21 protein-coding genes are annotated in these 24,794 nt (G+C 74.6%); 14 read left to right on the top strand and 7 right to left on the bottom strand.

The window, feature by feature from the left end; genetic code table 11:
- Positions 1-35: 35 nt before the first annotated feature.
- Positions 36-920, bottom strand: a complete 885-nt coding sequence (locus tag BJP25_RS19490; RefSeq protein ID WP_075976402.1) for an alpha/beta hydrolase — start codon at positions 918-920, stop codon at positions 36-38.
- Between the two features lie 640 nt (positions 921-1,560).
- Here BJP25_RS19490 and BJP25_RS19485 point away from each other — a divergent pair.
- Positions 1,561-2,019, top strand: a complete 459-nt coding sequence (locus BJP25_RS19485; RefSeq protein WP_075976401.1) for a hypothetical protein — start codon at positions 1,561-1,563, stop codon at positions 2,017-2,019.
- A 252-nt stretch (positions 2,020-2,271) separates the two neighbouring features.
- On the opposite strand, the gene BJP25_RS19480 is transcribed toward BJP25_RS19485, so the two are convergent.
- Positions 2,272-3,252 carry an LCP family protein gene (locus BJP25_RS19480; protein WP_158075688.1) on the bottom strand — a complete coding sequence of 327 codons (981 nt, stop codon included), beginning with the start codon at positions 3,250-3,252 and terminating at the stop codon, positions 2,272-2,274.
- 212 nt (positions 3,253-3,464) lie between these two features.
- Between BJP25_RS19480 and BJP25_RS19475 the strand changes: the two genes are divergently transcribed.
- From BJP25_RS19475 to BJP25_RS19465, 3 genes are all read left to right on the top strand, one after another.
- The gene (locus BJP25_RS19475; protein ID WP_075976399.1) at positions 3,465-3,980 is read left to right on the top strand and encodes a MarR family winged helix-turn-helix transcriptional regulator; all 516 of its coding nucleotides are present in this window, start codon (positions 3,465-3,467) and stop codon (positions 3,978-3,980) included.
- Positions 3,971-5,206, top strand: a complete 1,236-nt coding sequence (locus tag BJP25_RS19470; RefSeq protein WP_075976398.1) for an MFS transporter — start codon at positions 3,971-3,973, stop codon at positions 5,204-5,206. The genes BJP25_RS19475 and BJP25_RS19470 overlap by 10 nt, the downstream gene beginning before the upstream one ends.
- 272 nt (positions 5,207-5,478) lie before the next feature.
- A complete protein-coding gene (locus tag BJP25_RS19465) occupies positions 5,479-5,808 on the top strand; it encodes a DUF3040 domain-containing protein (RefSeq protein ID WP_158075687.1) in 330 nt (109 codons plus the stop codon).
- A 134-nt stretch (positions 5,809-5,942) separates the two neighbouring features.
- Here the strand turns inward: BJP25_RS19465 and BJP25_RS19460 are convergent, their stop codons facing one another.
- On the bottom strand, positions 5,943-7,118 hold the full coding sequence (locus tag BJP25_RS19460; RefSeq protein ID WP_075976396.1) for a S8 family peptidase: 1,176 nt from the start codon (positions 7,116-7,118) through the stop codon (positions 5,943-5,945).
- A gap of 450 nt (positions 7,119-7,568) precedes the next feature.
- Here BJP25_RS19460 and BJP25_RS19455 point away from each other — a divergent pair, with 450 nt between their 5' ends.
- On the top strand, positions 7,569-8,177 hold the full coding sequence (locus BJP25_RS19455) for a hypothetical protein (RefSeq protein ID WP_075976395.1): 609 nt from the start codon (positions 7,569-7,571) through the stop codon (positions 8,175-8,177).
- 149 nt (positions 8,178-8,326) lie between these two features.
- Complete coding sequence (locus BJP25_RS19450) at positions 8,327-8,950, top strand: isochorismatase family cysteine hydrolase (RefSeq protein ID WP_075976394.1); 624 nt, start codon at positions 8,327-8,329, stop codon at positions 8,948-8,950.
- On the opposite strand, the gene BJP25_RS19445 is transcribed toward BJP25_RS19450, so the two are convergent.
- On the bottom strand, positions 8,884-10,005 hold the full coding sequence (locus BJP25_RS19445; protein WP_075976393.1) for an acyl-CoA dehydrogenase family protein: 1,122 nt from the start codon (positions 10,003-10,005) through the stop codon (positions 8,884-8,886). The two genes, BJP25_RS19450 and BJP25_RS19445, sit on opposite strands and share 67 nt — an antisense overlap.
- A 71-nt stretch (positions 10,006-10,076) precedes the next feature.
- Entirely contained in the window at positions 10,077-10,796 is a 720-nt protein-coding gene (locus tag BJP25_RS19440) for a zf-HC2 domain-containing protein (protein WP_075976392.1), read from the bottom strand.
- A 64-nt stretch (positions 10,797-10,860) separates the two neighbouring features.
- Between BJP25_RS19440 and BJP25_RS19435 the strand changes: the two genes are divergently transcribed.
- The 5 genes from BJP25_RS19435 to BJP25_RS19415 all read left to right on the top strand — a co-directional run bounded on the left by BJP25_RS19435 (position 10,861) and on the right by BJP25_RS19415 (position 20,097).
- Positions 10,861-11,427: a sigma-70 family RNA polymerase sigma factor gene (locus BJP25_RS19435; RefSeq protein ID WP_075976391.1), complete on the top strand. Its 567-nt coding sequence runs from the start codon at positions 10,861-10,863 to the stop codon at positions 11,425-11,427.
- A 38-nt stretch (positions 11,428-11,465) separates the two neighbouring features.
- Positions 11,466-11,975, top strand: coding sequence for an SRPBCC family protein (locus tag BJP25_RS19430; protein WP_075976390.1), 510 nt, complete (start codon positions 11,466-11,468; stop codon positions 11,973-11,975).
- Between the two features lie 84 nt (positions 11,976-12,059).
- Positions 12,060-13,715 carry a serine/threonine-protein kinase gene (locus tag BJP25_RS19425; protein ID WP_075976389.1) on the top strand — a complete coding sequence of 552 codons (1,656 nt, stop codon included), beginning with the start codon at positions 12,060-12,062 and terminating at the stop codon, positions 13,713-13,715.
- A gap of 30 nt (positions 13,716-13,745) precedes the next feature.
- Positions 13,746-14,135: a hypothetical protein gene (locus BJP25_RS19420; RefSeq protein ID WP_143219193.1), complete on the top strand. Its 390-nt coding sequence runs from the start codon at positions 13,746-13,748 to the stop codon at positions 14,133-14,135.
- 127 nt (positions 14,136-14,262) lie between these two features.
- Positions 14,263-20,097 (top strand): ExeM/NucH family extracellular endonuclease, encoded by a 5,835-nt coding sequence (locus tag BJP25_RS19415; protein WP_233158160.1) that lies wholly within the window; start codon positions 14,263-14,265, stop codon positions 20,095-20,097.
- A 96-nt stretch (positions 20,098-20,193) separates the two neighbouring features.
- On the opposite strand, the gene BJP25_RS19410 is transcribed toward BJP25_RS19415, so the two are convergent.
- Positions 20,194-21,021 (bottom strand): TIGR04222 domain-containing membrane protein, encoded by an 828-nt coding sequence (locus BJP25_RS19410; protein ID WP_075976387.1) that lies wholly within the window; start codon positions 21,019-21,021, stop codon positions 20,194-20,196.
- A gap of 191 nt (positions 21,022-21,212) precedes the next feature.
- Here BJP25_RS19410 and gcvH point away from each other — a divergent pair, with 191 nt between their 5' ends.
- The 3 genes from gcvH to BJP25_RS19395 all read left to right on the top strand — a co-directional run bounded on the left by gcvH (position 21,213) and on the right by BJP25_RS19395 (position 23,948).
- A complete protein-coding gene (gcvH, locus tag BJP25_RS19405) occupies positions 21,213-21,602 on the top strand; it encodes a glycine cleavage system protein GcvH (RefSeq protein WP_075976386.1) in 390 nt (129 codons plus the stop codon).
- Positions 21,603-21,746: 144 nt separating this feature from the next.
- Positions 21,747-22,304, top strand: a complete 558-nt coding sequence (locus BJP25_RS19400) for a snapalysin family zinc-dependent metalloprotease (RefSeq protein WP_075976385.1) — start codon at positions 21,747-21,749, stop codon at positions 22,302-22,304.
- A gap of 159 nt (positions 22,305-22,463) precedes the next feature.
- Positions 22,464-23,948: a M1 family metallopeptidase gene (locus BJP25_RS19395; RefSeq protein WP_075976384.1), complete on the top strand. Its 1,485-nt coding sequence runs from the start codon at positions 22,464-22,466 to the stop codon at positions 23,946-23,948.
- Between the two features lie 89 nt (positions 23,949-24,037).
- On the opposite strand, the gene BJP25_RS19390 is transcribed toward BJP25_RS19395, so the two are convergent.
- Positions 24,038-24,730, bottom strand: coding sequence for an SDR family oxidoreductase (locus BJP25_RS19390; RefSeq protein WP_075976383.1), 693 nt, complete (start codon positions 24,728-24,730; stop codon positions 24,038-24,040).
- Between the last annotated feature and the right edge of the window lie 64 nt (positions 24,731-24,794).

The following is a 24,794-nucleotide window of genomic DNA, read 5'->3' as shown; positions in this document are numbered from 1 at the left end:
GGTCCACCTGCTGGGACCGGTGGGCGGTCAGGTGGTCAGCGGACGGCGGGGGACAGGGCGTTCGCGACCCACTCGGCGACGTCGGCCAGGACCTCGCCGTCGACCGGCTCGGACAGCTGCCTGCGGAAGTCCTCCCGGGTGGGGGTGCCGGGGTCGCGGCGCAGCAGGTGGGTGAGGTCGGGGACCCGGTGGGCGCGCACGGGGGCGGGGACGAGGGACGTGATGGTGGCCAGGTCCGCCTGCGGGATGGTGATGTCCTTCTCGCCGGTCAGCGCCAAGACGGGGACGGTGATCCTGGCCAGGTCGTCGCGGGGGTCGTGGCGGACGTACTCGCGCAGGAGCTTGCTGACCCGGGGGTCGCCCGCCTCCGCCCGGGACACGGTGCGGCGCACCTGGTCCTCGGGGGTGCGGCGGAGCAGGCGGTTGCGCAGGCGCTGGGCCCGGGGCAGGTCGGCGGGGGTCCAGTGGCGGGCGCTGTCGAGGTAGACCTGCTTGCCGGTGCGGGCCGGGCAGGCGAGCAGGACCGCGGCGCACACGCGCGGGTCGTCGGCGGCCAACCCCGCGGCGTGCAGGGCGCCCTCGCTGTGGCCCAGGACGCCGACCGGCCCGACCTCCGGGTGCTCGGCCAGCGCGCCCAGGGCTGCCCGGGCGGTGGCGCGGTGGTCGTAGAACCCCAGCGCCCGCCAGGCCTCGTCCGACCCGCAGCGGCGGTCGTAGCGGAACGAGGCGACCCCCGCGCCCGCGAGCGCGCCCGCGATGGCCCCGCCCAGGCCGAGGGCGCCCGCGCGCAGGTCGCCGTCGCGGTCGGCGCGCCCCGCCCACAGCAGGAGGGCGGCCGGGTGCGGGCCCGGGCCGTCGGGGAGCACCAGGGTGCCCGGGAAGCCGTTGTCGTCGGGCACCACCATCTCGATCTCGCGCATCGGACCACCTGCGGGCTCGGGGACTGCTGACCGGGCGTTGATCATCCTCTGGGGTGAGTGGGCCTCGGTCACCGGGCTGTGGGGTGGCGTTCAGCGGGAGTTGGGGGGCTTGCTCGCGGGGTGCTGGCTCGACCTGGCTTGGTCACGAGGGCGCCGGCTTGACTTGTTCACGGGGCGGCTGGCTGGTGCGCGGCTGGGTTGTCCACAGGGCGCCGGGTTGTGCACAGGTCGGGTTGGGGGTCTTCTTGACCGCGCTGACCAGCGGTAACGTGAAAACAAGGGGTCCCCTTGGGCGGGGTACGCCTGCGGGAGCGTGGGTGGTTGGGCAAAGCGGATATCCGGGTTTCTTCGGGCGTGCCCGGGTAGGTGCTTGTGCTCGACAGGGCCCGCTGTTCGTTGCGCTGGAAGGTGGCGAGGGTCTGGCTCGGACCTGGTTGGCGGGCTCTGTGGTCGGCGCGATGTCGGTCGGGTGAGTCCATGTGGTCGGCAGCCGTTGCGGTTGTTCTGGCCTGGTCCGCTGCGCCGGCTGCCTGGGTGGGTGATGGTTGTGCGGCCGCGCAGCGGTGACAGGACCGCGCACCGGCCGGGATCGGTGCACCACTGTTGAGGAGTGCACGTGAACCGAGCATGGACGCAAGCCATGGCTGCCACCGCCACGGCGGTGGCAGCGGTGGCGTTGGCCTGGGCCCCGGCCAACGCGGCAAGCGCGGGGGGCACGACGTGCCTGCTGCTCGCAGGCGGGGGAGCGCGGTGCACCGCCGACAACGCCGAGGCGGAGCGGATCGCCGCCGCGAACACCCACGTGGTCACGGTGTGGGAGAACCCCGGCTACACCGGCGTCGGCATCCAGTACTTCAAGCCGGGCGGCGGGTGCACCGCGGAGTCCGACTTCTCCCCGGCCGACTACGGCTTCGACATCCCCCTGCTCAACGGCGCGCGGTGGGTGTCGTCGGTCCGCAAGGTCGACACCGGCCACTGCAACTGGGTGCTGGTCGGCCCCAGCGGGGGCCGCTCCACCGAGGTCGAGGGCGACTGGCCCCGACTGTCCGAGCTGGGCGACGGCTGGGACAACCGAGCTGTTCGCATCCTGGTCGACTGAGCACGAGACGAGTGGCGCAGGGCCCCGCAGGCACGACTGCGGGGCCCTGCGCCGTCGCTGCACCCCTCACCTGCCCGACGACGCGGGCGCACCCCCGAGCAGCCAGACCGAGGTTCCGCACGGCGGCGCATTCCGCCGACCCCGCCCCCTGTCCTGAACACCGCCCCGCCAACTACCCCGAACACCCGCCACCTTCGCCTGAACAGAACACAGAACCATCGTTGTGCTCCCGTGTGCGGGCAGCTGGTCGGGTCAGGGGGTGGGGGCTTTGTTGGGGAGGGTGGGGGTGCGGCCCGCGGCGATGTCGGCGCAGGCGGCCTTGAGGGCTGTGGTGTCCAGGACCAGGTAGGACTGGCCGTCGGGGGAGCGGCCGGGGCCGAGGGTCGGGGCGGTGTAGAAGGTCCTTGCGGTGCCGGGGACGGCGGCGATCTGGGCGGCGACGCGGTTGAAGGCGGGGCCCGCGAGGTCGGCGTCGACGGTGGCGTGGGTGCCGAGGGCGGAGAGGATGAGGCGGAGGCGGTTGGGGTTGGCGAGGGTGTCGCCGGTGAGGGTCTTGGCGACGATGCCCTTGATGAGCTGCTGCTGGCGGTCGATGCGGTCGAGGTCGCCGTTGGGCAGGCCGTAGCGCTGGCGGACGAACTCCAGGGCGTCGTCGCCCGCGAGGGTGAGCTTGCCCGCGGGGAAGCCGCGACCGGTGCGGGGGTCGGGGGCGTTGGTGTAGTTGTCGACCTCCACGCCGCCGAGCTGGGTGGTGATCTCGCGGACGGCGGTGAAGTCGACGACGGCCACGTGGTCGACCCGCCAGCCGGTCAGGGTCTCCACCAGCTGCGTGGTCAGCGGGACCCCGCCCAGGGCCAGGGCGGCGTTGGCCTTGGCCTGGCCGTGGCCGGGCAGGTCCACCCAGGAGTCGCGGGGCAGCGAGATCAGGTCGGCGCGGGAGGAGTCCGGGGCCACCCGCAGCACCATCATCGCGTCGGCGCGCTGGCCGGTGACCCCGCCGTCCTCGGGTTCGTCGGCGCGGCTGTCGGTGCCGATGAGCAGGACCGTCAGCGGGTCGCCCGGCTCCTCGGCCGGGCGGTTGGCCAGCCCGTCGAGCGAACCGCCGGGCAGGGTGGCCAGGCCACCGGTGAACGCCGACGTCAGCACCCAGCCCAGGGCCAGGGCCGCCACCACGGCCAGCGCCCCCACGGCGAGCAACACCCGGGCGAACACGCCCACCGCACGCACCTTCATGGCGCACAGCATGGGTCACCCACTTGGCCTACGCCAGCCCGCCACACCATCGAGTGAACCGGCGTATCCAGTGCCTTCCCGCGCGGACAACCGGTCCGTTGGCCACCCGCACGCACCGGTGACACCCGGTGCAGTGGCAACGGTGAGTGTGCCCTGGGGCGACCCGGCCACGTCGTAACAGCACTTATGCAAGTGCTGTTACGATTCCCCCTGTGCCCGAAGACGCAGGTCAGGACCCCGTGCCCGAGGACCCCACCGGGCAGAGCCGCTGGCGCTCGCTGCGGCTGCTCCAGCAGGACATGGACGCCGACATCGCGCGCCTCTACGCCGACCGGGGGCTGCCCGGGCTCAAGCCGAGCTTCGTCATGGAGCTGATCCGGCTGCACGCGCAGGGCCCCATGACGATCACCGAGCTGGCCGCGTCCGTGCAGCGCACGCACTCCGCGCTGAGCCAGAAGGTCAAGGCCATGCGCGAGGCCGGGCTCGTGCGCACCGTCCCCGGGCCCGACGCGCGCAGCAAGCGCGTCACCCTCACCGCGAAGGCGCGCGGGGTGGTCGGGGCGCTGGCCGCCGAGTGGCGCGCCACCGAGGCCGCCCTCGCCGAGCTGGAGGCCGAGGTGCCCTACCCGCTGTCGCGGGTGGTGGACGACCTGCGGGCCGCGCTGGCCCGGCGCGGCTTCCACGAGCGGATCTCCGCGCGGTTGGCCGAGGACCCGGAATGGGGGTGATGGTCGACCTGCGGCCGCTGCGCGCCTCGCGGGCGTTCCGCGCGCTGTGGGTGGGGCGGTCGTTCTCCGCGTTCGGCTCGCAGCTGACCCTGGTCGCGGTGATGTACCAGGTCTGGCGGGACACCGGGTCGACGGTGTGGACGGGCGCGGTCGGCCTGGCGCAGGGGTTGCCGATGGTGTTCCTCGGCCCGTTCGCGGGCGCGCTGGTGGACCGGGTCGACCGCAGGCGCTTCTACTTGTGGACGCTCGTCGGGCAGGCGGCGTGCGCGGTGCTGCTCGTGGTGCAGGCGGTGCTGGGCGCGCCGATCGGCGTGGTGTTGGTGATCGTGGCCGTGCAGGCGTGCTTCATCGCCGGTGGCGGGCCCGCGGCGCGCACGTTCCTGCCCCGGCTGCTGCCGCCCGAGCAGCTGGCCGCGGGGTTGGCGTTGCAGCGGATCACCGGGCAGGTGGCCATGCTCGCGGGTCCGGCGGTCGGCGGGGTGCTCATCGGCTTCACCGGGGTCGTCGGCTGCTACGCCCTGGACGCGGCGTCGTTCAGCGCGGCGTTCCTCGGCGCGTTCGGGCTGCCCGCGATGCTGCCCGGGGGTGAGCCCGCCAGGGCCGGGCTCGGCGGGGTGCTCGACGGGCTGCGGTTCCTGGTGGGCCACGCGACGGTGCGCGGCGCGCTGGTCACCGACCTCGCCGCCACCGTGCTGTCGATGCCGGTGAGCCTGTTCCCGCTGGTCAACGCCGAGCGGTTCGGCGACGACCCGCGCACGCTGGGGCTGTTCCTGTCCGCGGTCGCCGTGGGCGGGGTGGTGGCGTCCGCGCTGTCGGGGACGTTCACGTCGCTGCCCCGGCAGGGCGTCGTGATGCTGGTCGGGTCGCTGTCGTGGGGTGTGGCGCTGCTGCTGTTCGGGCTGGTGGCGAACCCGTGGGCGGGGTTGGCGCTGCTCGTGGTCGCGGGTGCGGCGGACACCGCGTCGGTGGTGTCGCGCAACGCCATCGTGCAGCTGAACACCCCCGACGAGCTGATGGGCCGGGTGGGGGCCGCGGAGTTGGCGGTGGGGTTCGCGGGGCCGGAGGTCGGGAACATGCGGGCCGGTCTGGTGGCGAGCGCCACCTCGGGGACGACGGCGTTGGTCAGCGGCGGCGCGCTGTGCGTGGCGGCGGTCTTGGCGGTCGCCGCATGCACCCCCGGCCTGCGCAAGCACGTGCACGAGCCCGTGCACCCAGCGGCTCGGTGACCCGTCGGCGCAGGTAGGGCGAGCCCGCGCGCGTGGGGGTTAGGCCGAACGGTGGGTAACCCGCGCGGGTCAGCGGGACTCGCGTAACGGGATTCTCGAAGGCTGTTCAGATTCGCGTGATGAAGGGGTAACGTCCCGTCACGGCACCGGTGCCCACCGGCCGGGGCCCGCGGGTGTCCGCCGGTGTGATGTCTTCGGGAGGGACCGTGTTTCATCCCGTTCTGGGTTGGGCATGTGGATACCGGACGGCATGGCACGGAGGTGGTGTGGCGGTGGACCCCAGACGACTGACCTGGCATGAGCAGCGGGCGCTCGCGGAGATCGAGCAGCGCTTCCGCAGCGAGGACCCGGACATGGCCGCGGCGTTCGCCGAGGAGCCGGTCGTGGGCGCGCTGCCCGGGCCCGCCCGCGTCGCGCTCGCCGGGGTCGCGCTGGTCGCCTCGGTCGTCGGGCTGCTGGCCTCCGCGCCGCTGGTCGTCTTCACCGGCATGGTCGCCGCCGCCGCGGTGCTCTTCGTCGGCAACCCATTGCCCGCCGCCCCCGCGAGCGCGCGCCCACAGCCCGAGGACGGTGGGCTGCCCGGGGCACTGCCCCCGGTCTAGTCGACCCGGTCCGGCAGAGCCTGGACCAACCCCACTGGGGTTACCCGCCCCCCAGAGACGACGGACCCCGGCGCCGGGGAAGCGCCGGGGTCCGTTGCCGTCTTCAGCTCCCGCCGGTCAGCGGGTGCGCCGCGTCAGAGGGTCGGGGCGCAGTAGAGCAGGCGGTTCGCCGAGCCGGAGCCGGGGCTGGTCACCTTGCCGGTGGTCGCCTGGTTCACCAGGTAGCTCTGCACCTGGGCGGGGGTCGCCGACGGGTTCGCCGACAGGTAGCGGGCCGCGCAGCCGACCACGTGCGGGGTCGCCATCGAGGTGCCGCTGATGGTGTTGGTCGCGGTGTCGCTGGTGTTCCACGTCGAGGTGATGCTGCTGCCCGGCGCGAAGACGTCGATCAGCGAGCCGTAGTTGGAGTACGAGGCGCGGGCGTCGGTGCTGGTCGTGGCGCCGACGGTGATGGCCTCGGAGACCCGGGCGGGCGAGGAGGTCGAGGCGTTGGTGTTGCTGTTGCCCGCGGCCACGCCGTAGGTCACGCCCGAGGTGATCGACCGGCGCACCGCGGCGTCCAGGGTGGAGGACACCCCGCCGCCCAGGCTCATGTTCGCCACGGCGGGCTTGACCGCGTTGGCGGTCACCCAGTCCACGCCCGCGATGACCCCGGCGGTGGTGCCGGAGCCGTTGTTGTCCAGCACCCGCACGCCGACCAGGGTGACGTTCTTGGCCACGCCGTAGAGCTGGCTGCCGATGGTGCCCGCCACGTGCGTGCCGTGCCCGTTGCCGTCCTGGGCCACCGAGTCGTTGCTGACGAAGTCGTAGCCGTTGACCGCGTGCCCGGCGAACTGCGAGTGCGAGATGCGGATGCCGGTGTCGATGACGTAGGCGCGCACCCCGGTGCCGGTGCTGCTGTAGGTGTACTGCGCGTCCAGCGGCAGGTTGCGCTGGTCGATGCGGTCCAGGCCCCAGGTGGGGTTGGTCTGGGTGGCGTCGATGTGCACCACCTGGTCGGCCTCGACCGAGGCGACCGACGGGTCCGCGGCCAGCCGCTTGGCCTGCTTCTCGGTCATCTTCGCGGAGTAGCCGGTCAGCGCGCTGGAGAAGACGCGGTCGACCTTGCCGCCGAACTTCGCGCTCAGCGCCGAGGCGCTGGTGGCGGTGGCGGCGCGGGTGTCCTTGAGCGTGACGATGTAGCTGCCCGGCACCGCGGTGGCCAGGTCGGCGCCCAGGACCGAGCCCTCGGCGGCCTGGGCGGGGGTGGCGGCGAGGCCGACGGCGAGCGCGGCGGCCCCGAACCCGGCGAACCAGCTGGACTTGCGCATGCGTGGTTTCCGTTCTTTCGCAGGGAGTGCGTGGCGGTGCAGGGTTCGCCACACCCGTAGGAGGTTAGGCGCAACGGTGCCCCCGGGGGCATCGGCCGACCGGGGGAGAAGCCCTGGACCTGCGAGAACACGCTGCGGATATGGCAACGGGTGGGAATGCGCGCGCGCCGGGCCCGGGTCGCTGTGTCTTTTTCCCGGTATTCCCGAACGCGCCGGGGCGCTTTCCCGGGGTGCTGCCCTGCTCGGCATTCCCCGGGCGGTGGCCGCCCCATTGCCGCGGTGTTGCGCGGCCCGCCGCGCCCACCCGGGTGCGGTTGACAGCCGCCCGCACGGCACACTTGTCCTGATTGGTCCGATCGGGTGGTCGCCGGGGTTCGACGCTCACGCACCGGTGCCCCCCGCCCATGCTTCGGGTGGACCTGTGCGCGATTCCGGGAGGGACTCCACACCATGACGACGCCGTACGGCCAGAACCCCGGGGGCGCCTACAACCCCAACCCCGGGTCCGGTGGCTTCCCCGCCTGGGACCAGGGATCCGGTGGCCAGGCGGGCCAGCAGCCCGCGGGCCAGCACCCGGCCACCGGCCCGCAGCCGACGGCCCAGTACCCGCAGACCGGCGCGCAGCCGACCGGGCAGTACCCGCAGACCGGCGCCCAGCCCGCGGTCGGCGGCCCGCAGGGCGGCGCCCCGGCGACCAAGGGCGGCAAGGGCCTGCTGGTCGGCCTGTCCGCCGCCGCCGTGGTGCTCCTCGCCGCGGCCGCGGTGTTCGCCTTCCTCTGGCTCGGCGCCAAGGGCGAGCGCGACGACCTCAGCGCCAAGTACGACACCGCCAGCCAGGACGTGTCCAAGGCCAACAGCGCCCGCGACGCGGCGGTGCAGGACAAGGAGAAGGCCGAGGGCGAGCTCAAGACCGCCACCGACGCCAAGGAGAAGGCCGAGTCCGACGCCTCGGCCGCGGCCAAGTGCCGCGCCGCGGCGCGCACCTTCATCGCCGCGGCCCAGTCCGGCGACCAGAACCGGATCAACGCCGCGGCCAACGAGCTCGTCGCGGCCTGCTGACCCGACCCCCGCGACCGGCCCCGCCCACCCGTGGGCGGGGCCGGCCCGCGTCCGGGGCTGCCTCGGTCGGGTGATCGTCAGCGGTCGCCCGCGCGGGCAGGATGGCGGCGGGCGGGCAGGGCGCCCGCGCCGGACACGGGAGGTCTGCGATGGGCGCGGTGGAGCTGGACCCGGCGACGACGGCGGTCGTGCTGATCGAGTACCAGAACGACTTCACCTCCCCGGGCGGCGTGCTGCACGACGCCGTGGCCGGGGTGATGGGCTCGACCGGGATGCTGGCCAACACCAAGGCGGTGGTGGAGGCCGCGCGCGCGGCCGGGGCGGTGGTGATGCACGCCCCGATCGCCTTCGCCGAGGGCTACGGCGAGCTGTCGCGCCACCCGTACGGGATCCTCAAGGGCGTGGTCGACGGCGGTGCCTTCGTCAAGGGCGGGTGGGGCGCGGCGATCGTCGACGAGCTGGCCCCGCGCGAGGGCGACATCGTGGTGGAGGGCAAGCGCGGCCTGGACACCTTCGCCAGCACCAACCTGGACTTCATCCTGCGCGGCAAGGGGATCGGCACGATCGTGCTCGGCGGTTTCCTCACCAACTGCTGCGTGGAGTCGACCATGCGCACCGGCTACGAGAACGGCTACCGGGTCATCACCCTCACCGACTGCGTGGCCGCCACCTCCCAGGCCGAGCACGACAACGCGATCGCGCACGACTACCCGATGTTCTCCCTGCCGCTGACCTCGGCGCAGGTCGTCGAGGCGTTCGGCGCCGCGGCCTGAGCGCCCGCCCCGGACAGGTCCGCCAGCAGCGCCGAGCGCAGGGCGGGCCTGCCCGCGGCGACCATCGCGAACGCCGCCTCGCGCAGCAGCCGGGCCCCGTGCCCGCCCGCGGTGATCCCGCGCCCGCCCTCGGCCACCACCACGGCCCCCGCCGCGCGGTGCGCGAGCGCCGCCCCCCGCGCCCGCACGGCCAGCACCCCCGGGTAGTCGTCGGCGGCGGCGTCCAGGTCGGCGCGCACCCGGTCGACCTGGGCGCGGATCCCCGCCGCCGCCCCGGGTTCGCCCAGCTCGTCGAGCTGCCGGGCGCACCGGCGCGCGACGCCCAGGGCGATCGCACCGTTGACCCGGGCGCCGGGCGCCTGCCCGCCGCGGAACCCCGCCGCGCCGCCCACCGACAGCACGGCCTCGTCGCCCACGCGGAACCCGTCGAAGACCAGCCGGACCGTCCTGGTGGCCCGCGCCGCCACCAGGTCCAGCGGGGTGGCCGCCAACCCGGCCGCCTCGCGGGCCCCGACGAGCACGTGCACCGCGGACCCACCGTCTGCGCCGGACCCACTTTCTGCGCCGGACCCGCTGTCTGCGCCGGACCCACTGGCGATGCCGGACACGCGGAGCACGTCGACGATCCCCCACCCGCTGACGAACGGACCGTCGCCGGTGAACGACCACCCGCCGTCGACCCGCTCGGCGCGCAGCCGCGGCGGGTCCGCGAGCGCCCCCGCCAGCACCACGCCGCCGCGCACCCGGCCCGCGGCCGCGTCGTCGAGGTAGCGCGAGCGCAGCCCGGCGTTGGCGGTCGCGTCGAGCGCCCGGAGCGCGGAGTGGTGCTGCAACCAGGTGAACCCGGTCGACAGGCACCCGCCGACCAGCAGCTCGACGACCTCGTGGAACACCGGTGGCGGGACGTCCTCGCGGACCGCCAGGCCGTAGAGGCCCGCCCGGGCCAGCGCCGCCCAGTGCCGCTCGGGCACCACCCCGGTCCGGTCGACGGCGTCGGCGTCGGGGAACAGCACCTCGTCGGCGACGCGGCGGGCGCGGTCGAGCGGGTCGTCCATGCCCGCCAGGCTAGGTCGTGCTCCCCGAGGGGGACGGCGTCAGCTCGTCGTGCCGGATTGGCTCAGGCGGCTCAGGCGGCCCGGTGGCGCCCGGCGGGGCGCAGGTGCCTGCCGGTGCGGGCGGTGGTGCCCGCCGCGGCCTCCGGGTCACCGGTGAGGTCCGCGCCGATCGGCCGCTCGTCGTCCTCGGTGGCCGTGGTCCCCGGGGTGGGCCCGCGCTGCGACCGGTGCAGCACGAACATCAGCACCAGGCCCGCCACCACCAGCCCGTGCCCCAGCACCCGGCCGACCGGGGCGGCGCCGGTGAGCAGGTCGTGGGCGGAGTAGGCCAGCAGCACCAGCACGAACCCGGTGAGGATGGGCAGCGCGCTGCCCGCGGTGCGCGGGCGCCAGGCGGTCCAGTAGAAGCCGATGCCCAGGGCCAGGTTCCACGCGGTGCTCTCGTTGAACAGGTGGGTGGCCTCGGGGTGCGCGCCGTGCCCGGAGGACCCGAACACCTGGCTCAGCGCCAGCCCCAGCTGCGCCACCGCCACCACCCCGAGCAGGCCGCGCGGCAGCAGGTCGCGGGTGCGCGGCGGCACGGCGGCCTCGGCCAGGACGCGGTCGGTGAGGTCGGGCACCCGCGCGGCCGGGCGCACCCGCAGCAGGCGCGCCCCGGCGACCGCCCTGGCCTGCCAGTCGCGGCACGCCGGGCACCCGGCGAGGTGCTCGTCGGTGCGCTCGGCGGGGACCGGCTCGTCCTCCCCGTCGAGCCGCGCCGACAGTGCTTCGCGGCAGGTCAGGCACTCCATATCGGTATTGTCGCCCAACCGGCCCGCAAAGTTCCCCTTGCCCGTTCGGTTACCCTGCACACTTGTGCGACCACTCGACGAGGACATCACCGCCTGGGCGCTGGCCGCGGGCAAGGGTGACCGCCGCGCGCTGGAGAAGTTCGTGCGCGCCACCCAGCGCGACGTGTGGCAGTTCACCGCGCACCTCGCCGCGGTGGACCTCGCCGACGACCTGACGCAGGAGACCTACCTGCGCGCGCTGCCCAGCCTGCCGCGCTTCGCCGCGCGCGCCACCGCCCGCACCTGGCTGCTGTCCATCGCCCGCCGCGTCGTGGTCGACAACGTGCGCACCGCCATGTCCCGCCCCCGCCGGGCCAGCACCGACGACTGGGTCAGCACCGTGGAGCAGCGCCAGGCGCGCACCCACGACAGCACCTCCGGCTTCGAGGACGTCGTGGAGGTGCAGGTGCTGCTCGACGCGCTGGCCCCCGAGCGCCGCGAGGCCCTCGTGCTCACCCAGCTGCTCGGCTTCTCCTACGCCGAGGCCGCCGCGATCTGCGACTGCCCGATCGGGACCGTCCGCTCCCGGGTGGCCAGGGCCCGCGACGACCTCCAGCAGGGCACCCCCGCCCGCCGCACCGGCTCCGGCTGACGCCCGCCCCTCTCGACGAGCACGCCTAGGCTGCCGGCATGACAGCTGAGCGCTTCGAGGTCTCCCGCGACATCGCCGCCACCCCGGCGGAGGTCTTCGCCGTCCTCACCGACCCGAACGGCCACGTCGCGATCGACAGCTCCGGGATGCTCCAGTCCGCCGAGGGCGACCGCGTCACCGGCGTCGGCTCGCGGTTCGTCGTCCACATGGACCGCGAGTCGCTCAACGACCTGCCCATGGGCAAGTACGACGTCACCGTCGTCATCACCCGCTTCACCCGCGACGCCGAGGTCGAGTGGACGATCGAGGGCACCATCAAGCCGCCGATCCGCCACCTCTACGGCTACCGCCTGGCCCCCTCGGAGACCACCCCGGGGGCCACGGCGGTGACCTCCTACTACGACTGGAGCGAGATCGACGAGCGCTACCGGGGGCGGGTCAACTTCCCGATCATCCCGGAGGCGGGCCTGCGCGCGACCCTGGGCATCCTCGCCCGCACCGTGGAGAACTCCCAGACTGCGGAGAACTCCCGAATCGCGGAGGACTAGAGCCCGCGCACGACCACCCCGGGCGAAGGGGATCACCGGGCGCAGCCGCTCGGGTACGCTCAGCCGCGGTCGGTGGGGGGTGCGATGGGCAACTTGCGCGTGGGCGCGGTCGGGCGGGGTGGCCCGGTCGTCGAGGTCGCGGGCGCCCTCGCGGGCGAGCCCGTCACCGCCGTCGTGGTCACCGCCGAGGTCGAGGCGGGCGCGCTGCTGCGCAGCGCCAACTCCATCGCCGCGGGGCTGACCGGCGTCGACGGCCGCGTGGTGGCGCCGCTGCTGGGCGCCGAGGTCGTCGACGGCCGCGTCTGCTTCGCCGTGCCCCGCCGGGGCGCGCCGCTGGGGGCGGACGGGCCGGTGACCCGCGAGGTGGCCGCTGCCGCCGCGAACGCGCTGGGCGCCGGGGTGTCGCTGCTGGTCGAGCGCGGGGTGCGGTGCCCGGTGCCGCCGCTGTTCGGGTCCCGGGTGGACGACCTGGCGCTGGGCACCCCGCTGCCCGCCCTGCCCGGCGACGAGGCGCACGCCCCGCCGGAGGGCGGCCCGTGGGGCGAGGCCGCCCAGGTCCACGCGTGCGCGTCGCGGCTGTGGTGGCTGCTCACCGGCGGCCCGCCGACCGCGGTGTTCCCGCGCGCGGACATCCCGCGCACGGCGGTGGCGGCGCTGCGCGCCGGGCTCGCCGCCGACCCCGCCGACCGGCCGCCCAGCGTCCGCGCGCTCACCACCGCGGTGGTGGCCGGGTTGTCCGGTGTGGACGCCCCGCGCGCCTTCGGCGGCGGCTACCGGCTCGGCGAGGTGATCGGCCGCGGCACCACCGGGGTGGTCCTGGCGGGCAAGCGCGGCGACGGGGCGCGGGTCGCGGTGAAGCTGTTCCGGCCCGACCTCGGCGCGGCCGCCACCGAGCGGCTGCGCCGCGACGCGGGTGTCCTCATCGGCGTGGAGCACCCGAACCTGGTGCGGTTCCACGACGTCCCGGGCGAACCGGGGCAGCTCGGCGTCGTCATGGACCGCGTCGACGGCGGCACGCTGCGGCGATTGCTGCGCGGGCGGCCGCTGCCGCTGCGCGCGGCGGCCACGCTGCTGGCCCAGCTCGCGGGGGCGCTGGCCGCGGTGCACGGCGCCGGGGTGGTGCACCGCGACGTCAAGCCGGAGAACGTCCTGCTCACCCGGGCGGGCGCGCCGCTGCTGGCCGACCTGGGCATCGCCCGCCGGGTCGCCCCGGCGGCCGAGCTGGTGTGCACGCCATCGCACGTGGCCCCGGAGGTCATCGCGGGCGCGCCCGCCGGGCCGCCCGCCGACGTGTACTCCCTGGGCGTGCTGGCCTACGAGGCGTTCACCGGTGCGCCGCCGTTCACCGGCACGACCTCGGAGCTGTTCCACGCCCACCTGCACCGGGCCCCGGCGCGGCCGGGCGGCCTCCCCGACCCGGTGTGGTCGGTGGTGGCGTCCTGCCTGGGCAAGGACCCCGGCGCGCGGCCCACGGCCGCCGAGGTCGCCTACCGGCTGGCGCCCTTCTCCGACCGGGAGGGGTTCGTCGAGGTCCCGCTGCCGCGCCAGGCCACCGACCCGGTCCGGCCCGCGCGCCCCGCGCCGCCGCCGGTCGACCCGCCCGCGGCGCCGGTCGAGGAGCCGCCCGAGACCCCGCCCGCCGCCGCGCCCGCCCCGCCGCGGGCGCGGGCCTGGCTCTGGCCGGTGACCGCCCTGGTCGTCCTGGCGCTGCTGGTGGCGGTGGTGGCGTTCTCCCCGTGAGCCGGGGCGTGGTGTGCCAGGGTGGCCGCCATGCGCATCACCTGCTTCCTGCTCGGGGCGTTCTGCTTCCTGGCCTCGATGGCCTGGTTGGTGTTCGGCACCCTCAACATCGGCGGCGACGCCCCGGCGCCGTCGACCTCCACGGCCAACCTGCGCGCGGTGGTGGCGGCCGAGGACTCGCCGAACCTCGACGACTTCCCGGTGGCCTCGACCTTCGCCCAGATCACCGCGATCGCCGGGGTGGGCTGGATGGTGGCCGCCGCCGCGTTCGCGCCCCGCTCCGCCGCGGCCCCGGGCACCGGTGCCGCGCAGCCGCCGCAGGCGCCCTGGAACCCCGGCCCGCCGACCGGTCCGCACGGGTACCCGCAGCAGCCGTCCCACCACCCGCAGCAACCGCCCCACCCCGGACAGCAAGGATGAGCGAAACTCCTGGTGACAACCGGGTGTAAGTGGGCCCGGGGCGGTAACGCGCCCCGGAGGGGGTGCGATCGCACCATGCGGTGACACCCGTCCGGGTGGCACCAGCAACCCTGCGCTTGGAGCCCCCTTGCGACTGCACCGAACCCGGGCCCGCCGGTCCGGACCGCCGAGGCCGCTGGTGGCCGCGGTGGTCGCCGCCGCGGTCCTGCCCACGACCACCGCGCTGGCCGCCTCCCCCGCGGCCGCCGACCCGTTCACCCCCGGTGACGTGGTCGTGCTGCGCGTCGGCACCGGCGGGGCCGCGCTGAGCAACGCCGCCACCGCCGCGTTCCTCGACGAGTACACCGCCGCGGGCACCCTCGTGCGGTCCGTCCCGCTGCCGACCGAGGGCAGCGGCGCCAACCGCAGGCTGCTGGTCAGCGGCAGCGCGACCTCCGAGGGGTCGCTGTCGCTGTCGCAGGACGGGCGCTACCTCACCCTGGCGGGCTACGACGCCGCCGCGGGCACCGCGTCGGTCGCGACCTCCACCAGCGCGGCGGTCAACCGCGTGCTGGCCAAGGTGGGCGGTGACGGCGCCCTGGACACCTCCACCGCGGTCACCGACGCGTTCAGCGGCAACAACGTCCGCGGCGCCACCTCGGCCGACGGCTCCGGGTACTGGGCCGTGGGCGGCACCAGCGGCCTGCGGTACGTCCCCGCGGGCGGCGGCGCCTCCACCCAGCTCGCCGCGACGCCCACCAACATCCGCGCGGTCACCGCCGCGGGGGGCCAGCTGTTCTTCTCCACCGGCTCGGGCACGACCGGTGTCTACTCGGTGCCGCAGGCCACCACCTCCGGCCAGACCCCGGTGCTGGTCGCCCCGAGCGCGAGCCCGTACGGGGTCGTCGCGCTCGACCGCGACGCGACCGTGCCCGGTGTGGACACCCTCTACGTCGCCGACGACACCTCGGCCTCCGGCGGCGTGCTGAAGTTCTCCTCCGACGGCACGTCGTGGACGGCGCGGGGCTCCTTCCGCCCCAACGGCAGCGCCGCGCGCGGGCTGACCGGCCAGGTGACCCCGACCGGCGTGACCCTGTTCGCGGTCACCACCGCGGGCGCGGGCACGCTGGTCAAGGTCGACGACACCGCCGCGTTCAACGCCCCGATCGCCGCGACCGGCACCAACCTGGTCACCGGCGCCACCAACACCGCCCTGCGCGGTGTGGCGTTCGCCCCCGCGGCGAGCACCCCGCCGGTGGTCGCCCCGGAGATCACCGGGCAGCCGCAGGACGTGACCATCGCCTCGGGCGGCACCGCCACCCTGTCGGTCACCGCCACCGGCACCGCGCCGCTGACCTACCAGTGGTACCAGGGCACCGCGGGCGACACCGCCACCCCGGTCGCCGGTGCCGACAGCGCCTCCTTCACCAGCCCGGCGCTGACCGCGAGCACCTCCTACTGGGTGCGCGTGACCAACTCCGCGGGCAGCGCCGACAGCCGCACCGCGGCCGTCACCGTCTCCGCGGCGCCGAACACCCCGCCCACCATCGGCCCGGTCCCGGTGCCCGAGATCGCCCTGACCGCGGGCGACCCGGACAACCCGCCCGCCGCCCGCACGGTGCAGGTGCACGACGACCAGACCTCCGACGCAGGCCTGACCACCACGGTCACCAGCTCGAACCCGGCCGTGGCCACCGGCACCACCACCGGTGAGGGCGCCACCCGCACCGTCGTGCCCACCGCCGTCGGCGTCGGCCGCGCCACGCTGACCATCACGGTGTCCGACGGCAGCGCGACCGCCAGCACGGACATCACCGTCTCGGTGTCGGCGGCGCTGCCCGCGGGCACGCACAACCACTACGGCGCCAGCGACGCCTCCACCGCCGTCGACCTCGGCGGCGGCGCGATGGTCGTCGCCGACGACGAGACCAACGTGCTGCGCGTCTACGACCGCGACCACTCCCGCTACCCGGCGCAGCAGCTCGACCTGCGCGCCGCGGGCCTGGCGCTGCGCGACACCGACCTCACCCGCGAGATCGACATCGAGGCCGCCGCCCGCCAGGGCGCCACGGTCTACTGGCTGGGCTCGCAGGGCCAGAACTCCTCGGCCAAGACCCGCCTGAACCGCCAGGAGCTGTTCACCACCACCGTCACCGGCAGCGGCACCACCGCGACCCTGGCGCTGGGCGGCAGCTACCAGAACCTGCGCGACGACCTCATCGCCTGGGACGACGCCAACGGCGCCGCCCTGGGCCTGGCCGCCGCCGCGGCCCGCGCCCCCGAGGGCGACGGCACCGCGGGCACCCCCACCGGGTTCAACCTGGAGGGCGCGGAGTTCGCCCCGGACGGCAGCCTGCTGCTGGCCCTGCGCGGCCCGCTGACCGCCGACGGCAAGGCCGTCGTCGTGCCGCTGACCAACCCGGCGGCGCTCGTGGCGGCCAACCCCACCACCGGCGTCACCGCCACCTTCGGCACCGCGCTGCGCTGGGACCTCGGCGGCCGGGGCGTGCGGGAGATCCGCAAGAACGCCGCGAACCAGTACCTGGTCATCGCGGGCCCGTCCGACGCGGGCACCGGTGCCGCGGGCGAGTTCAAGCTCTACAGCTGGGACGGCGACGCCGCGCACGCCCCCGTGGTGCGCGCGGGCTCCCTGGACGCCATCGCCGCCACCGGCAAGCCCGAGGCCATCGTGGCGCTGCCCGACCAGCTGACCGACGCCTCGTCGGTGCAGGTGCTGGCCGACTCCGGCGACACCGTCTTCTACGGCGACGGCACCATCGCCAAGGAGCTGCCGACGGCCCAGCGCAAGAGCATCAGCGCACCGGTGACCGTGGGCGCCCCGCCCGCGTGCTCCGGCGCGGTGAGCAGCATCGGCTCGGTGCAGGGCACCACGGACACCAGCCCGAAGTCGGGGCAGACCGTGACCGTGCGCGGCACCGTCGTGGCCGACTACGAGGGCGCGCAGCCCGCGCTGCGCGGCTTCTACCTGCAGGACGCCGGGGACGGCGACGCCGCCACCTCCGACGGCGTGTTCGTCTTCGACAACGGCGCCAACCTCGTCGCCAACGGCCAGGTCGTCGAGGTCACCGGCCCGGTCAGCGAGTACCAGGGCCAGACCCAGATCACCGCGTCCGCCTCGGGCGTGGCCGGCTGCGGCACCCAGGGCGCGGTCACCCCGGTGGAGGTGGCCCTGCCGGTCGCCGACGCCACCACCCTGGAGCGCTACGAGGGCATGCTGGTCCGCTTCGCCCAGACCCTGACCGTCACCGAGCACTTCCAGCTCGGCCGGTTCGGGCAGGTCGTGGTCTCCGCCGGGGGCAAGCTCATGCAGCCCACCTCGGTCATCCGCGCCACCGACCAGGCCGCGGTGGCGGCCAAGCAGAGCGCCAACAACCTCAGCAAGCTCGTCATCGACGACGCCGACCAGGCGCAGAACCCCGACCCGATCGTCTTCGGCCGGGGCGGGCAGCCGCTGTCGGCGGCCAACACCCTGCGCGGCGGCGACACCGTCACCGGCGCCACCGGCGTGCTGACCTACACCTGGGGCGGCAACGCGGCCTCCCCCAACGCCTACCGGCTGCGCCCGATCGGCGCGCTGGGCGGCTCGGCGGTGTTCGACCCGGTGAACCAGCGCCCGACGTCGATCCCCGACGTGGGCACCGGCGGGGTGAAGGTGGCGGGGGCGAACCTGCTGAACTTCTTCAACACCTACACCGGCTGCAAGCTCGGCACCCAGGGCGCCACCACCGACTGCCGCGGCGCGGAGAACGACACCGAGTACCAGCGCCAGCTGGCCAAGGAGGTCGCGTCGCTGCGGTTCCTCGACGCCGACGTCACCGGCATCATGGAGATCGAGAACGACGGCTACGGCAGCGCCAGCGCCATCCAGGCCCTGGTGAACGCCCTCAACGCCGTCGACGGCCCGGGGGCCTGGGCGTTCATCGACGTCGACGCCGCCACCGGCGTGGTCGACGTGGCGGGCACCGACGCGATCAAGGCGGGCGTGCTGTACCGGCCCGCCAGGGTGACCCCGGTGGCGGGCGGCACGTTCGTCGACCGCAACGCGGTGTTCGAGCGGCGCCCGGTCGCCCAGGCGTTCACCACGCCGCAGGGCGCGCGGTTCACCGTGGTGGCCAACCACTTCAAGTCCAAGGGCTCCTGCCCGACCTCGGGCCCGGACACCGACCAAGGCGACGGGCAGAGCTGCTGGAACGCCCGGCGCACCCAGCAGGCCCAGGAGCTCGCCTCCTGGATCGGCGCCACCGTCGTCCCCGGCGCCGGTGACCCGGACGTGCTGATCGTCGGCGACCTGAACTCCTACGCCGGTGAGGACCCCATCGCCGCGCTGGAGTCGGCCGGGTACACCAACCTGGCCAAGAAGTACCAGGGCAACGACACCTACTCCTACGTGTTCGACGGCCAGTGGGGCTACCTCGACCACACCCTCGCCTCGGCGTCGCTGGTGTCGCAGGTGACCGGGGCGGGCGAGGCGCACCACAACGCCGACGAGCCCTCGGTGCTCGACTACAACACCAACTTCAAGACCCCCGGCCAGGTGCAGTCGCTCTACGCGGCCGACCGGTTCCGCACCAGCGACCACGACCCGGTCCTGGTCGGGCTGGACCTGGGCGCGCCCGCGACCGTGTCGGGCACGCCGAGCGCGGGGACGGTGGGCGCGGCGTACAGCTTCGCCTTCACCACCAGCCGCCCCGCGCAGCTGACCGCCGTGGGCACCCTGCCCCCGGGCGTGCAGCTCAACTCCTCCGGTGTGCTGGTGGGCGTCCCGACGGCGGCGGGGGACTTCCCCTTCACCGTCGTGGCCACCAACCAGTTCGGCAGCACCGAGTACGCCACGTCGGTGCACGTGGACAAGGGCTCCTCGGCGGTCTCGGTCGTCGCGTCCCCCGGCCAGGTGGCCACCGGCGGCGGGGTCACCCTGACCGCCACGGTCACCGGCCCGGTCACCCCGACCGGCTCGGTGACCTTCACCGAGGGCGCGACGACCCTGGGCACCGCGACGGTCGGCACCGGCGGCACGGCCGCGCTGACCGTGGTGGGCGCCCAGGGCGCGCACCAGGTGACCGCCACCTACAGCGGTGACGCGAACCTGGTGGGCGGCACGGGCACGGCGTCCTACACCGGCATCGACCCCGTCGGCCTGTCCGGCACCCTGCCGGGCGGCACCACGGGCGTGGCCTACAGCGCCACCGTCGCGCACACCGGCGGCGAGCCGGTGGCGCTGACCGTCTCGGCGGGCAGCCTGCCCCCGGGCCTGTCGATGACGACCGGGGGCGTGGTCACCGGCACCCCGACCACCGCGGGGTCGTTCGCCTTCACGGTGACGGCGTCGAACGCGGTGTCGAGCACCAGCCGCGGCTACACCATCGTCGTGGCCCAGGCCACCACGTCGGTGCAGCTGACCTCCTCGGCGAACCCGTCGGTCATCGGCGGCCCCGTCCGCTTCACCGCCGCGGTGACCGGCGCGACCACCGGGTCGGTGCAGTTCACCGTGGACGGCAAGCCGCTGGGCGCCCCCGTGCCGCTCAGCGGTGGCTCGGCGCAGTCGGCACCGGTGACGCTGACCCTCGGCGCGCACCAGGTGGTCGCGGCCTACCAGGGGTCGGTGCCCAGCAGCGCGAGCCTGACCCAGGTGGTGCGGTACGCGGTCAAGGTGCTCTCCCCGGGCGCCTCGGTCACCGCGGGCCAGGTGGTGCCGGTGCGGTTCCAGCTGCTCGACGCGGCGGGCAAGCCCGCCTCGGTGCTGGCCTCGGCCCTGTACCTGGCCACCGGCCGGGTCAAGGTCTCGGGCACCGGCGTGCAGCCCTTCGGCCCGGTGACGCCGAAGTTCGACGTGCTCACCAACTCCTTCGTCCACCCCTGGCAGACGAAGGCGACCCCGAAGGGGCAGGAGACCCTCTCGATCCGCATGACCACCCCGGGCGCGCCCGACCTGGTGGTCCCCGTCGAGGTGACCCTGAAGTAGCGCACGGCCCAGCGTGACGCGGTCCGGCCCCGGTGCACCCAGCACCGGGGCCGGACCCGTTTCGGGGCAGGTGCTCGCGGGGCAGGCGCTCGCGGGTCAGGTGCGGCTGTGGATCAGCTCGGTGCCCAGCCAGTTCAGCTCGGTGAGGTCGTTGGCGGTGCCGCGGGTCGACGGGCCCCAGGTGCCGTCGGGCTCGACGTCGAGGATCGCCAGGACCAGGTCCGCGTCCGGGAGGGCGGCCAGGCCGCCGACGCCGACGGTGTCGGCCAGCGAGGTGGTGGCGCGCTCGACGAGGTTGCGCGACACCGCGTGCCCCAGGGCGGTGCGCGGGTCGTCGCCCAACCTGCCCGGCCGCAGCGCGAGCAGCACCACCGGGACGACCAGCAACGCCAACAACCCCGCCGCCGGGCCGACTCCGCCGATGGTGTCCACACCGGACAGGACGACCAGCAGCGCCACGGCGCCGCCGCACAGCAGCACCGACCACACCGCGGTGCCCGCGAAGCGGCGCCACCCGCCCGCCACCACCAGCCCGCGCTCCTGGAACGTGCCGTAGACGACGAGGAACGGCCGCTTGTCCGCCAGCACCGCGGACAGCCGCAGGTCCGACAACCGCGCGCCGCGCCCCACCGACTCCACCACCGCGCGTTCGAGCCCCCACAGCGAACGCCCGGCGGTGACGCGGGTGAGCACCCCCGCGCGAGCGGCGAGGACTCCGCGCTCCACCAACCCGGTGATCACCGCGTCGACCGCGCGCCGGGGCCCGCCGGTGAGCAGCCCGGCCGAGAACGGGCTCCACTCGTCGCCCAGGGCGACGCGCAACCCCAGCGCCCGCGCCCGGGAGTGGTCGTAGGCGTGCAGCAGCAGCGGTCCCACGACGACCAGCGCGAACGCGCTCACCCAGCCCGCGGCGGTGGCAGCCATGGCCCCAGGCTAGCCGGCGGCGCTCGCCCGCCGCGCCGCCTTCACCCCGTTGGCGCAGCCCCGGACACGCTGTGCCACCAGGGAAATCCGCCGATCGGGCGGCGTGCACCTTCGGGTGAAGCCCATCGCGCGGGCACCGGGGGGTGCCGCAGGATCGACGGTGTTCGGACCAGCTCACTGGAGGGAGCGCCGTGGCGCGCGTGCCGGAGGACCTGAAGTACACCAAGGAGCACGAGTGGGTGCGGGTCGAGGACGGCCTCGCCCTCGTCGGCGTCACCGACTACGCCCAGCGGAACCTGGGCGACATCGTGTTCGTCGACGTGCCCACTGTCGGCAAGGCGCTCGACGCCGAGGAGGCCCTGGGCAACGTCGAGTCGGTGAAGTCCGTCAGCGACCTGTTCATGCCGTTCGCGGGCACGGTGGTGGCCGTCAACCCGGAGTTGGAGGGCATGCCGGAGCTGATCAACGAGGACCCCTACGACGCCTGGATCGCCCAGGTCCGGCCCACCGCGGCGCGTGACGTGGACGCGCTGCTCGACGCCGCCGCCTACCAGCGGTACCTCGACGAGCAGCCGGGCTGAGCGGGGTCGGGCGAGGCCGGTCAAGGGCGAGCGATGGTTGGGAATTTACCAGCTGTCGGACAGTACGAAAGTCGGTTACGAGCGCCGCGGCGGGCTCCTTACGTTGGGTGGGCCGGTTCCTCCCCCTTGGCAAGGAGTCCCACCATGTCCAGGAAGTCGCTCGTCTCCGGTGCCGTCGGCCTCGCCCTCGTCCTGGCCCCGCTCGGCGCGGGCCAGGCCGCCGCCGCCCCCGTCGCCCCGCCCGCCGCCGAGGCCGTCACCACCGTGTACTACGACGCCTCCGGGGCGCCCTCGTTCGCCTCGCAGATCCGCCAGGGCGCGCAGAACTGGAACAGCTCGGTGTCCAACGTGCAGCTGGTGGAGGACTCCTCGCGGGCCACCCTGACCTACACCGAGGGCAACGACCCCTCCGGCTCCTACGCCCAGACCGACGGGCACGGCAGCGGGACCATCTTCATCGACTACACCCAGGCCGAGCAGTACAACACCGTGCGCATCACCGCGCACGAGACCGGCCACGCGCTCGGCCTGCCCGACCACTACTCCGGCCCGTGCTCGGAGCTGATGTCCGGTGGCGGCCCCGGCACCTCGTGCACCAACGCCTACCCCAACTCCGCCGAGGTCGCCGAGGTGGACGACCTGTGGGCGTACGGCTTCCGGGCCGCGGGCCCGCAGGTGCGCATCTACGACCACGCGGGCTGAGCCCAGCCGCCGAGGACGCCCGGGGAGTTGCGCACCCCCCGGGCGTTTTCCCTTTCCCTGTCCGGTTCCCGGTCCGTGAGAACCCACTTTCGCCAGTACGCCGGTGGGACTTTTCCGGATACGTTCGCCGTCGTCGACGAACCACGGGAGGGGAACCAGATGCGGGTGAGCGGGAGAACGGCAGCGGTGGCGGCGGCGGTCGCGGCGCTGGTGACGACCGGCTCGGTGGCCCAGGCGGCACCGGCGCCGGGCGCGTCGGGAGTCGGGGACCCGTACTACCCGTACGCGGGCAACGGCGGCTACGACGTGGCGCACTACGACATCCGGCTGAGCTACCAGCCCGCGACCGACCTGCTCTCGGGCACCACGACGATCACCGCGACGGCGACCCAGGACCTGTCGCGGTTCGACCTCGACTTCGGCCTGCGCCCCTCGCAGGTGCTCGTCGACAACGCCCCCGCCGCGTTCACCCCGAACCGGGGCGGGCACGGCGAACTCGTGGTCACCCCGGCGAAGCCGCTGGCCAAGGGCGCGCAGACCACCATCGTCGTGCGCTACGCCGACACCCCGTCCACGGCGGTCATCGACGGCCTCACCGCGTGGAAGAAGACCCCCGACGGCGCCCTGGCCGTCGACGAGCCGCAGTCCTCGGCGTGGTGGTTCCCGGGCAACGACCACCCCACCGACAAGGCCACCTACGACGTGTCGGTCGAGGTGCCCGACGACGTGGCCGCGCTGTCGAACGGGACCCTGGTGCGCACCACCAAGAACCGGCCCGGCTGGACGCGCTGGTCGTGGCGCAGCACCAAGCCGCAGGCGACGTACCTGACCTCCCTGGAGGTGGGCAGGTTCGAGCTGCTGCGCTCGACCACCCCCGACGGCAAGCCGTTCATCACCGCCTACGGCGCGGACCTCGGTGACTCGCTGGGCGCGGCCAAGGCCAGCGTCGAGCGCACCCCGGAGATCAACGCGTTCCTGGCCACCAAGTTCGGCCCGTACCCGTTCGAGGCCCAGGGCGGGGTCGTCACCACCGGCATCCGCTTCTCCCTGGAGAACCAGACCCGCCCGGTCTACGGCGCGGTGAACTTCGCCGCGGGCGCCAACACCACGCTGATCGCGCACGAGAACGCCCACCAGTGGTTCGGCGACAACGTGTCGCTGGGCCGCTGGAGCGACATCTGGCTCAACGAGGGCTTCGCCAGCTACGCCGAGTACCTGTGGTCGGAGCACATCGGTGAGGGCACCGCGGACGAGCTGGCCCAGTACACCTATGACTCCATCCCCGCCGACGACCCGTTCTGGCAGGTGCTGCCCGCCGACCCCGGCGCGGACAACCAGTTCGACGGCGCCGTCTACGACCGCGGCGCCCTGACCCTGCACGCGCTGCGCAAGGCCGTCGGGGACGACGCGTTCTTCGCGACCCTCCAGCAGTGGCAGAAGCAGCGGGCGGGGAGCACCGGGCGCATCGCGCAGTTCATCGCCTTGGCGGAGAAGGTTTCCGGCAAGCAGTTGGACGGGCTGTTCCAAACCTGGCTCTACACCAAGGGCAAGCCCGCGGTCGGCCCGAACGGCACCACCACCCTGCGCGCCGCGGCCAAGCCCGCCTCCTACGACCAGATCCGCCGCAACCACACCCAGCACTGATCCCGTCCGGGCCACCCCGCCGCGGGGTGGCCCGGACGCCTGGCTTCCGCAGTGTGCGCCGATACCCGGCGAGGAGCACGCCCCCGCCGTCAGTGCGCCGAAGCGGTGGGGCGCACGACGATCTCGTTGACGTCCACCTCCTCGGGCTGGCCCACCGCGTAGGAGATCGCGGCCGCGATGGCGGACGCGGGCAGCGCCGTCGCGCGGTAGGTCCCCATGCCCGCCTTCGCCTCCGGGTCGGTGATGCTGTCCGCCAGCTCCGACTCCACCACCCCCGGCGAGATCGTCGTCACCCGCACGTCGTCGACCTCTTGGCGCAAGCCGTCGGACAGGGCCCGCACCGCGTACTTCGTGGCGCAGTACACCGCCCCCGTGGGCACGACCTGGTGCGCCCCGATCGAGGCGACGTTGACGATGTGGCCGCCGCCCTGGGCGCGCATCCGCGGCAGCACGGCCGCGATGCCCCACAGCACGCCCTTGACGTTGACGTCGACCATCCGCTCCCACTCGTCGACCAGGCCCGCCTCCAGGCGCGACAGCGGCATCACGCCCGCGTTGTTGACGAGCACGTCGATGCGCCCCTCCTGGGAGACCACCTCCTCGACCACCGCGGCGAACGCCTCGCGGTCGCGCACGTCGAGCCGGTGGGCGGTGCCCGCCGGGATCCGCTGCACCCGGCGGGCGGCGGCGTGCACCCGGTGGCCGTCGGCCACGAGCCGCTCGGCGGTGGCCGCGCCGATGCCGCTGCTCGCGCCGGTGATCAGGACTACCTTGCCGGACATGGGGTCCTCCTCCTCGGTTCCCGTCGCCACCGAGTGTTCTGCGGACCGCCACGGCCAACCAGGG

This window comes from Actinokineospora bangkokensis, from assembly GCF_001940455.1.
In the GTDB taxonomy this organism is placed as follows: domain Bacteria; phylum Actinomycetota; class Actinomycetes; order Mycobacteriales; family Pseudonocardiaceae; genus Actinokineospora; species Actinokineospora bangkokensis.
This window is presented reverse-complemented; position numbering and strand designations above follow the sequence as displayed.